We start from the raw sequence: 10,553 nt of genomic DNA on the forward strand, positions 1-10,553 counted from the left end.
TTACCTGTAATCGGTGTAACCCCTGTAACCAGCGTCTTATAAAGAGAATTATCCGTCGGCGTGGCGCCATTTCAAGCCCGGATACGCCCGCGTGGTGGAACCGCCTACTAACCGATACGTTGGCTTCTGGAACTCGATTCGGATTCAGGAGACCCCTCATGCATTGGCGCAAAGAGCGTAGTGGATCAGGCAGCAAGATATTTTACGTCGCCATCACGGCGCTGACCGCATCGGTTGTGCTAACGACGGCTCTGCTGGTCTTGCACTATCACGTTTGACGGTCAGCCGCCGCCGCGACCGGAACGATCTTCAATTTCGCGATTTGTTGAGTCGTGCCTTTTCCCCCGAGGCACATCCCAAGGACGGTCCCGGTCGCCCCGCGCCGGGGCCGTTTCTTTGGAGTCTCTCATTGAGATACGTTGCGAGCCCGCAAAAAGGGACGCAAGCAACGCCTGAGCGAATCGAAGCAAAAAGCCGCAGGCATTTGCGCACTGCGGCCCGCCGGGTTCGAAAATCCATGAATATGAAATGTACCCAGCCCCGGTGAGCCGAGCTAACGCCACGTCGCGCCAAACGCAAATCAAAATCCGCGGTTCCAAAGCAGGAACAAAAGATTAGTTGCCAGGCGGCCACAGAACTGCAGGCCCCGGCGCAGCATTAGCGCAGCCTAGCGTGTCTGCGTAGTTCGTTTCGCCTGGGCCTGTTCGACCCAAAGGTCCCAGGGACGCTGCACCTGCCCCTCGATGCTCTGCACGCAGGCAAGACTCTCGCCTTCCGACAGGAAGGTGACCTCGCCGCCGAGTTGCATGGCCTGGAGCTGATAGCGGGCATTGAGCTCAGCATAGATGGCGCGGTAGACCGCCTGTTGAATTGAGCCTCCGACGACCGTAGAGCCGTGACCACGCATCAGCACGATGTCGTGGCCCACAAAATGATCGGCTAACGCGCGACCGAGATGATTGCTGCTGATGAGGAGGTCGGTCGTATCGCCCCCTGCCTCCCGGATCTCGAAGACTGGAGCGCCCTGTCCGACAAAGCCGGCCATATGGAAGATGGCCTGCAGCCGCACACCCCTGACAACGCTTAAGGGCACCACGGAGTGCGAATGACTGTGCACGACCGACATTACGTCGGGGCGCTTGCGATAGATCTCGCCATGGATAAATCGCTCAAGATAGACCTTGCGGCCGGCGGCGTCGACCGCCTCGCCGTCCAGAGTGAACTCGATGATGTCATTTGACTCCACACGGCCTGGCGCCATGTTCCGGGCGAGCAGGAATCGATCGGGGCGCTTGTCGTGGCGAACACTGATATGTCCGAAGGCATCAACGACGCCCTGATCAAAGAGAATATGATTGGCGACAACAAGATCCTCAATCAACCCTGGGCCAGGCGCCGGGCCTGGCCTGGCGGTATCGGGCGTGTCGACGGCGATGGATCGGGGATGATTGTCATGCGGGCACATGGGCGATTTCCTGTCTTGAAAAGAGATGCGCAACACCAGGCCGGGTCTTCGCCGGCCCCAACTCGAACTATTCGGGGTGAATCCCGGCTTCCTGGACGATGCGGGCGGCGCGCTGCACCTCCTCGTCGACGAAGCGCGCAAAGCTCGCCGCGCCCTCCATCACCGGTTCGGCTCCGAGCGCCACCAGCCGCTCGACCAGCGCCGGCTCCCTGGAGGCCGCCTGCACCGCCGCGTTGACGCGCCCCGCCGTTTCCGGGGCCAGCCCCTTCGGACCCCAGAGCCCGTACCACAGCATGAAGTCGAGGCCCGGCAGCCCCGCCTCGTCGATCGTCGGCACGTCCGGCAGGAGCGCTGTTCGCTGCGGACTCATGACGGCGAACGCGCGCAGCGTGCCGGCGTTGACGTGGGAGAGGGCGGAGCCGAGCGGCGCGATCATCAGCGCGACCTGCCCGCCGAGCACGTCGTTGATCGCCGGCGCGGTTCCGCGATAGTTGACGATGAGCGCCTTGGCATCGATCCTGCGTTTGAAACTCTCTGTCGCGAGATGCCCCATGCTGCCCAGCGCGGAATTTGCAAAAGAGAAGCGGTCGGGTTGCGCCTTGAGCGCGTCGATGAGCTTTGCCAGCGTATCGGGCGTCTCGCGTGGATTACCGATCAGGAGCATCGGCGAAGTCGCGAAACGCGAGATCGGTGTGAAGTCGGCGATCGGGTCGTAAGACACGCTCCGCATGACGTGGCGGGCCATGATCTGGATGTCGGCGTTGGTCAGGAAGGTCGATCCGTCCGGGGCGGCGCGCGCTACTTCGGCAGCGCCGAGCGTGTTGCTCGCTCCGGACTTGTTCTCAACGACCCAGCTCTGTCCGAGAAGCCCGGACAAATGTTGCGCGTAGAGCCGCCCGATCACGTCGATGGCTCCGCCAGGGGCGGCCGGCACGATGAGGCGAACGACGCGCTGTTGCGCGGCCAGCGGTGGGGCAATGGCGCTGAAACCCGCGGCGGCGATCCCGAGCGACAGGCGGCGGCGATCGATCATCATGGTCTCCTCCCCTGACCGCCTTTGCGACGGATGTGCGTCCCTCGCTTCCTTCGGATGCGCTGGAGCCGGGCGCACTCGGCTTCTCCCGAAGCGGCGAGATTCCCCCAAGCGGGGCGAGTTTCTCGGCACGGATGGGCGTAGCTGTCGCGCCTGCGATTAATCGACAGCATATGGATACACCGTGTACTGTCAAGTTTAGGCAGACGACCGGAGAAATATCCCGGACAAGCGTGCAATTCGCACCTGCTCAATCATCCCACGGTTTCGGCCTTTCATGCTTCGGCACCAACGTGCCGCAAGACATTGATTTTGCCCGACGGGCAAATCAGGCGCAGCAACTGCTGTATGCATCCGGCCCGCACGTCCAGTCCTCTCCGAAAAAATAATTCGTTTCTCAGGCTGATAGAAACACCTTTAAGACTCACGCCATCCCGCGCTCATAAGAGGGGCGCTTCGCGGTCGTCACGAACGTTGGGTGCGGGATGCGGTGGACGCGGCAGTGTCAAAAGACGAATGACGCTGATCCGCCTTCGCACAAGCTTCGGCGGACGGGTACCAAGACCGCCGGGTGGCTTTTGTGGAGACGGGCGCGGACGGTGAAGTCGTGTGGTCCTGACACCCCGACGCTGGTGTCAAGTTGGCGCAGAAGACGGCGCTGGCGATGGTGGCAAACAAGCCCGGTCATCAGGGAGAGCGCGAAATAAGCCGTTAAAACCATTGCGCGGGGAAAGCCGGATGAATCCGGTGAACCTGTGGCTTCTACCCCTGTGCGTTTTTTTGCACAGGGGGCTGCGGGTGCATCGGACACCCGGCTTTCCCTGCGCCCTCTGTTCTCGGAGGGACAAGGTTCCTGCAAACCTCGGGCGCATCGCGCCGCGAGAATGCGCAAGTGTGGCTTTCGATCATCGCGCTTCACTGTGCAAGTGCAGCTTACGGCTTGACGTAGACGCTCGCATACGCTCCCGCGTAGGCCTCTTTCCAGCCTCTCTTCCCGACCAGAAACCGCCTCAGCTCTTCATGGGCCTTGACCCAAAGCACCGCATCGATCTGGTATTTCTCAAGCACCGTGTCCCAGGCGGTTTCATCGATCTCCAGTTCGGCCAGCTTGAAATAGTCACGCAGCACCGCATCCGGATAGGCGGTGGCGGCGCGGCCGTCGACGAACACAGGTATCGCGCCTCGCGTGCGGAAGATCAGAAGTCCACCGTAGTTCCAGTGATTCAGAAGCCGCGCCTGCGGAAGATGCGTTTGCAGATAAAGAACGTCCTGCCCCGAGAGCATCTGCGGCAGTCCGAGCGCCGGATCCAGTCGCAGATAGGTCCATGGCAGCGCGCACGCCGCGGCGATGCCGGCAGCCAGCAGCGACCTCTGGACTTTGGAATTATTCAGCCGGTTGCGCAGCAGCCGATCAAGATCAAGCGCCAATGGAACCGTCGAGAACAGCAGGAAGAAGGACATGTATCTGAATTGATAGAGTCCCAACAACAACATCAGCCAGGAAAGCAGCCGTGCCTCTATCGGACAGGATGCTCTGCAGAACAGCTCAAGCGCGATAAATATCAAAATGTAGGCGATGCCGGGAAGGCTCCCGGGCATGACGATATTCTCGGAATAGGGCAGCCATTCGGTGACGTAGGCTTGAGAGAAGTGGCCGAGTACAGTCGTCAGGCCTTCATAGATATGCCAGCCGAGAGGATTGATGAAGGTCGCGATAAAGCAGCCTATTCCCGCCAAGCCATAGATTTTGAAGTTTTTCCAGTCCCGTTTCAGCAAGGCCGCGCCGCCGAAAACCCCGACAATCAGAAAGCCCAGCAAGAAGCCGCCATGCAGATTAGCCCACAGCACCATCATGACAGGCAGAACAAACCACCTCGTTCGCTTCAGGCATTCTCCGTAGAAAATGACCGAAAGCAGCATGGTCGAAATGTTCGGCGAAACGGCGAGATAAATATTCGGGTACGCCGCGAAGGCGGGATAAAGCAAACACGCGGATAGAACGGAAATGCAAACCGCGATCGTCGAGGCGCCGCGGCCGAGGCAGAGGGATGTGAGATATCCGACGATAAATGCGCCGCATGCGATGACGAAAAATATCAGACCGCTGAAATGCGTATACTGAAATATGACGCTCGCCATCGCGTCCCACAGCCACGAGAGATTATACCATTGCCTGTCGCCGGCGGTGAACGACCATGGATCCTGGAACGGAATATGACCCTGGTCCCGGATCAGGTCGCCGGCGGCGAGATGCCATCCCAGATCATAATGGCCAAGCAGCAGCGGCGCGTTCGCAAGGTAATACAGCGATGCGAAGGAAATCAGGAACAGATAGATTCCGCCGGCCGCAACCCGGCGCGATGCCAACGGACGGCTCTGCGGCGTCACAATCATCGGTGCGTCGAAGATGCCCGGCATTCAAACGTCTCCCGCGACTGCAGCGACAGGACCGGCCTTGACCAGACCAGGCCGCAAGCTTCTCTCATAAGGCAGAAACCTTGCGCGATCCCTTAAGTGGGGACGCCGGCGGCAGGCCATCGGCCGGATCGTCGTCGCACCATAAGGCGAAGCACGGAGCGCGATGATTTTCGTAAAGTGGTAACCACTATCGTCGACCGTATTTTAATCAACCGGAGTCCCGGATTTCCTTATATTTTAAGCTTGCATTTACCTCGCCGGAAACGGGGCGGAACCCCCCCGAGTTTACGCGATCGAATTAACTAGGCTTCAATTCGCGGCGCCTAGGTTCCACACGTGGTCACGGCGCTGAGGGGCCGGTGAGACCAAATTTTGTCAGCAGCTCGTGTACACTCGGGAGATACCAAATGAAGAACCTTATTGCACGTTTCGTGAAGGACGAGTCCGGCGCCACCGCGATCGAATACGGCCTGATCGCCGCCGGCATTGCGCTCGCGATCATCGCGGCCGTGAACAGCCTCGGCTCCACGCTCAACACCAAGTTCACGTCGATCTCGACCGGCCTGAAGTAAGCCACTTCCCACCTCGCAAATTCGAAAGGCCCTGGCGTACCAGGGCCTTTCTTATTTTGCGGACGACTAAAAGTTGAGTGCGTGGATATCAGCCCTGACTGAGTACCAGTTGTGGCATCGTTTTATCCGACGAATTTGCCACCGCATCCGCCGCATTCCTGGACGCATGAATTCGAAATAGATGCTTCGCAAGCAGGATGGATCCCGCGGCGAGGGCAACACCTCCGATGATGTCAATGACGTAATGCGCGCCAATGACAGGTGCCGCTATGATCGTCAGCGCATTGATGACGATCATTGCTGATCTAATGCCCCGGACCGGCCACAGCGCCCACATATAGAGCACGGCCGAAGCGGCGTGGAAGCTCGGAAATGACACGATTCCCGCCATATTGAACAGCTCAAGATGGCGCAACGATCCGTCGCGCAGCGACAGGATATCGCGCAGCTGCGCTGTATAAAACGACGAATTGATAAACGGAAATCTTTCGGATGGTGACAGGTTCAGGCCGTAGAACGTTCCGACGGCCGGAACGAATACCGAAATGAGGATTGTCAGAGCGAGGGCGATGCTGAGCGCCAATACGAATTGCTGCAGCCTGACCAACCGCAACGTCATCGCCAGAATGACCGGGACACCGAGCAATGGCCATTTGATAAATCCGTAGCCGGTATCAAAGCATTTCGCGAGCCATGGATGATGGTTTGTGAAAGCTGCGATCGATTCAGGATCCAGGCCCATGGCGCGATCGATCGACAACAGTGCCTGGTCCTGCAGGGGCCAGTTCAGCGCGTTGGCGATATAGCTGAGAGGCCCGATGATCGCGGTGACCAGGATCACCTGGGCGGTGGTCCCAAGCCAGAAAATTAGCTTCGGGTCCGCGGCTTCCGCTCTTACGAACGCGTGAATATAGACGATCAGGGCCAAACCAAACACGACCGCGGCGACGAAGCCAATGGCGACCGGTTCCAGCGAGAAGTCCGTCCATGCAATCCCGAGCAGCAGCACGACGCCCAAGGCTGCGATGGGAATCCAGTTCAGGTTAAATGTTCGCCAGGCCAGGCGGACGTCCCAACCGCTCATATTGCACCGTAGACCAGCATATGGGCGGTCCGCCACACCTCGGATGCGGGATCATTGCCGGTATCTCCTAAGGCCAGGGAAAAAATCGTGGTTAGCGATCGGTTACGGGTCATCTCAAATTTTTCGAGCTTGCCGAACTTAAGCGAATTCTAACGTAATTTGGCTACATCGCTGTCCATGAGCGACCAGGTCATCCGCAGCGGGGCCAGACCGTTTCCGGTGCAGGCGGCGCTGCCCTGGCTGGTCGGCGCGGGCGTCTATGTCCTGTTGCTGACGCTCGGGCCGCGGCTGCTCAACGATCCCGACAGCTATTCTCATATCGCGGTCGGGCGCTGGATCATGGCACACGGCGCCGTGCCGGCGAGCGACCCGTTTTCCTTTTCGATGTACGGCGCGCCCTGGATCGCTTTCGAATGGCTGTCGGAAGTCATCTACGCGGCAGCGTATGCGCTCTCCGGCTGGGCCGGCGTGGTGGCGCTGGCGGCGGCCGCGACCGCGTTCGCGGTCGCTCTCATGACCCGCTTCCTGTTGCGCGAGCTTTCGCCGACACCGGCGCTGCTGATGGTCATGGCCGCGGTAGCCCTGTTGGCACCGCATCTGCTGGCGCGGCCGCATATGCTGACGCTGCCGGTCATGGTGGCCTGGGCGACGGCGCTGGTGCGCGGCATGGACCGCCATGCGCCGCCGCCCTATTGGGCGCTGCCGTTGCTGGTGCTGTGGGCCAATCTGCACGGCAGCGTGGTGCTGGCGCTCGGGCTGATTGGGCCGGCCGTGCTTGAGGCGTTGCTGGACGGCAAGCGCAGCGAATGGCCGCGCGTGCTGTTGCGCTGGCTGCCGTTCACGGTCTTGGGCGTTGCCGCGTGCTGCCTGACGCCATACGGGCCGGAGCCGCTGCTGATACCGCTCACCACGCTCGGCCTCGGCGATGCGCTGCGTTGGATCACCGAATGGCGGCCGCAGGATTTTGGCCATTTCGGTACCTTCGAATTGCTGCTGCTGGCGGGCATCTTCGCGCTGTCGCGCGGGGTGACGCTGCCGGTGGTGCGGGCGCTGGTGCTGCTCGGCCTGATGCATTTTGCGCTGGCGCAGATGCGCAACGCGGATCTGTTGGCCGTGCTGGCGCCGCTCTATCTGGCGGCGCCGCTGGCGCGGCAATTCGGGGCGCGGGCCGGGGATGATGCGGCCGGCCCGGCGCGCGGCGTGAACCTGACCGCCTTTAACCTGACGGCGTTGGGCGTGATGATCGTGGCGACCGGGCTGGCGCTGGCGCGCGACGTGCGCCCGGCGCCGCAGAACACGCCGGCGGCGGCCGTGGCCCATGCCGATCTCGCCACGGCTGGACCCGTGCTCAACGATTATTCGTTCGGCGGCTATCTGATCTTCGCGGGGATTCCCACGTTCATCGACGGCCGCGGCGAATTGTATGGCGGCCCATTCATCGCGCGCTACAATCGCGATCTGTCGCTGGCCGACCTGCCCGATTTTCTCAAGCTGCTCGAGCAGTACAAGTTCGGCGCGACGCTGCTGGCGCCGGATACGCCGGCGATAGCGCTGCTCGACCGCCTGCCGGACTGGCAGCGCGTCTACAGCGACGACGTGGCCGTGGTGCACAAGCGGCGGGCCGCGTCGAAGCAATAGCTCGGCAATAGCTCAGCAATAGCTCAGGCGGTGCCGAAAGCGGCGTATTGCGCGCCGAGCGGCAAATTGCCTAAAGCGTCTTCAATACGGCGCGCGGGCTTCGCCTCCCAGGGCAACAGCAGGAAATAGCGCGCGCCGATCTCGCGCAGGCCGCCGGCCGCCATCAATTGCCGCGCTCTGCCGGCGCCGAGCAACACCGCGTCGCGGTCGAATTCGCAGCGCGAAACCGCAAGGCGGGTCAGCGGATTGAGCGGATTGTGCTCGATGACGCAGATCAGTCCCCCGGGCCGCACCACGCGCCGCATTTCGCTGATGAAATGCGCCCATTGCGCGGGCGCGACGTGGTGCAGCACGCAGATCGCGGTCACCAGATCGAAGCCGGAATCGTCGAACGGAAAGCTGTTGCCGTCGAAGGCGCGGTAGTCGACGTCGGGATTGTCGGCGCGCGCCTGCGCGATGCTGGCCGAGGAAACGTCGATGCCGCTGAGGCGGCCGACCATGCCGCGCAGCAAAGGATGAAAGCTGCCGACGCCGCAGCCGACATCGAGCATCGCGGGCTTTTCCGCGCCCAGCCGCCGCGCGATCAAGTCGCGCAGCAGGTCGGCCTTGGCGCGCATGAAGAAACTGTGCGGCAGGCCGGAGAAGTCGATCGAGGACTGCACCACGTCGCGGTAGTTGCTGCGGTAGCTGTCGAACAGTTCGGTCATGCGCTTATTCGTGGACGGCGTGGATCGCGGGCTGCGCCGGCGCCGCCTGGTCGCGCTCGAACCCGACCCGCTTCTGCACCACATAGAGCGGGCGGCGCTTCACCTCGGAATGGATGCGGCCGACATACAGTCCGACGATGCCGGTCATCAGCATGTTCATGCCGCACAATAGCGACACGATGACGATGGTCGAGGACCAGCCGGCGATCAGATGGCTGTCGTTGGTCATCCATAACATCAGCACCCAGCCGCCGTAGAGCAGCGCCAGGCCCGACACCGCGAGCCCGCACCAGATCGCCAGCCGCAACGGCGCGTCGGAAAAGCCGAGCGCCGCGTTGGTGGCGAGCCGCACCATCTTGAACAGCGGATATTTGGTTTCGCCGGCGGCGCGCTCGAGGCGATGGAACGTCACTTCGGCCTGCCGGAAGCCGAGCCAGGCGACCATGCCGCGCACGAAGCGGTCCCGCTCCGGCATCTGGCGCAGCGCGTCGAGCACCTTGCGGTCGATCAGGCGGAAGTCGCCGACGTCGGCCGGAATGCCGACCGAGGACATGCTGCCGAGCATCCGATAGAACAGATGGGCGGTGGCGCGCTTGAACCGGCTGTCGCCGCTGCGCGACAGACGGCGCGCATAGACGACGTCGTAGCCTTCCTCCCATTTGGCGATCAGCTGTTCGACGATCTCGGGTGGGTCCTGCAGGTCGGCGTCCATCACGATGATGGCCTGGCCCTGCGCGGCATCCATGCCGGCGGTGATCGCGACCTGGTGGCCGAAATTACGCGACAGGCCGATATAGCGGAAGCGCGGGTCGCGCTTGGCCAGCGCCTGCAGCACGACCGGGCTGGAATCGCGGCTGCCGTCGTCAACGAAAATCGCCTCCGCCGGCCCGTGAAGCCGGGCGAGCAAAAGGTCGAGCCGGCGCAGCAGCACCGGCAGCACGGCTTCCTCGTTGAACACCGGGATCACGATGCTGTAGCTGATCGGCTCGGAATCGGTCGCCATGTCTGAGGTTCCACCGCGTTGAATAGGCGGAATCCTAGACCACCGGTGGTTAAGGCGGCCTTGCCGCGACCCCTTGGGATGGCTTGGTTTTGGATCATTTTCGGGAGGTTTTCTCCGGTTGCCGGCTAGACAGCGTCAATGGGAGCGAGGACAAGGCCATGACTTCACGGTCTCGCGGCGCGACGCGCCCGAGTTTTGCAAAGGGTTCACCCTCGAATGGGAGGGCGCAGGGAATGCCGGGTGCGCGCTGCACCCGCGGTCTCGTGCGCAAAGAAGGGTGGGGTGCGCGCACGAGCATACAGGCTCAGCGGAGGCACCCGGCATCCCCTGCGTGATGGCTTTACGGCTTATGCCGCGCTCTCCCCGGTGACCGGGCTTTGTTGTCACCGTCGCTCCGCAGATCACTCCGCGAAACTTGACGCCAGCGTCGGGGCGTCAGGACCACACGGTTTTGCCGTACGCTCAAGCGTCGTTCGTCCTGCGCGCCCGCCAATCACGGGGCTCACTCGCCCTGCGACCGCGACTGCGCGCCGACGTTCTCGCGTCCACCACATCCCATCCCGCGTTCGTGACGACGCGCGACCGCCCCTCTTGCCGGAACAGGACGGCCGGAATTAGCCGATGATTTGCGGT

8 protein-coding genes are annotated in these 10,553 nt (G+C 62.1%); 2 read left to right on the forward strand and 6 right to left on the reverse strand.

Annotation, left to right across the window (positions count from 1 at the left end; translation table 11 throughout):
* Positions 1 to 667 precede the first annotated feature (667 nt).
* The 3 genes from ABR948_RS23545 to ABR948_RS23555 form a co-directional block, all read right to left on the reverse strand.
* The gene (locus ABR948_RS23545) at positions 668 to 1,465 is read right to left on the reverse strand and encodes a class II aldolase/adducin family protein (RefSeq protein WP_428122698.1); all 798 of its coding nucleotides are present in this window, start codon (positions 1,463 to 1,465) and stop codon (positions 668 to 670) included.
* A 67-nt stretch (positions 1,466 to 1,532) separates the two neighbouring features.
* Positions 1,533 to 2,501 (reverse strand): Bug family tripartite tricarboxylate transporter substrate binding protein, encoded by a 969-nt coding sequence (locus ABR948_RS23550; RefSeq protein WP_428122700.1) that lies wholly within the window; start codon positions 2,499 to 2,501, stop codon positions 1,533 to 1,535.
* A 930-nt stretch (positions 2,502 to 3,431) separates the two neighbouring features.
* Positions 3,432 to 4,916: a hypothetical protein gene (locus ABR948_RS23555; RefSeq protein ID WP_428122702.1), complete on the reverse strand. Its 1,485-nt coding sequence runs from the start codon at positions 4,914 to 4,916 to the stop codon at positions 3,432 to 3,434.
* 407 nt (positions 4,917 to 5,323) lie between these two features.
* On the opposite strand from ABR948_RS23555, the gene ABR948_RS23560 reads away from it, so the two are divergent.
* Positions 5,324 to 5,488, forward strand: coding sequence for a Flp family type IVb pilin (locus ABR948_RS23560; protein ID WP_428122704.1), 165 nt, complete (start codon positions 5,324 to 5,326; stop codon positions 5,486 to 5,488).
* Positions 5,489 to 5,576: 88 nt separating this feature from the next.
* Here ABR948_RS23560 and ABR948_RS23565 read toward each other — a convergent pair whose 3' ends face one another.
* A complete protein-coding gene (locus tag ABR948_RS23565) occupies positions 5,577 to 6,572 on the reverse strand; it encodes a phosphatase PAP2 family protein (protein ID WP_428122707.1) in 996 nt (331 codons plus the stop codon).
* A gap of 177 nt (positions 6,573 to 6,749) precedes the next feature.
* Between ABR948_RS23565 and ABR948_RS23570 the strand changes: the two genes are divergently transcribed.
* Entirely contained in the window at positions 6,750 to 8,210 is a 1,461-nt protein-coding gene (locus ABR948_RS23570; RefSeq protein ID WP_428122709.1) for a hypothetical protein, read from the forward strand.
* A 23-nt stretch (positions 8,211 to 8,233) separates the two neighbouring features.
* Here the strand turns inward: ABR948_RS23570 and ABR948_RS23575 are convergent, their stop codons facing one another.
* Both ABR948_RS23575 and ABR948_RS23580 read right to left on the reverse strand, forming a co-directional pair.
* Complete coding sequence (locus ABR948_RS23575; protein ID WP_428122711.1) at positions 8,234 to 8,917, reverse strand: class I SAM-dependent methyltransferase; 684 nt, start codon at positions 8,915 to 8,917, stop codon at positions 8,234 to 8,236.
* A 4-nt stretch (positions 8,918 to 8,921) separates the two neighbouring features.
* The gene (locus ABR948_RS23580; protein ID WP_428122713.1) at positions 8,922 to 9,920 is read right to left on the reverse strand and encodes a glycosyltransferase family 2 protein; all 999 of its coding nucleotides are present in this window, start codon (positions 9,918 to 9,920) and stop codon (positions 8,922 to 8,924) included.
* Between the last annotated feature and the right edge of the window lie 633 nt (positions 9,921 to 10,553).

This window comes from Bradyrhizobium sp. (assembly GCF_050014615.1).
In the GTDB taxonomy this organism is placed as follows: Bacteria; Pseudomonadota; Alphaproteobacteria; order Rhizobiales; family Xanthobacteraceae; genus Bradyrhizobium.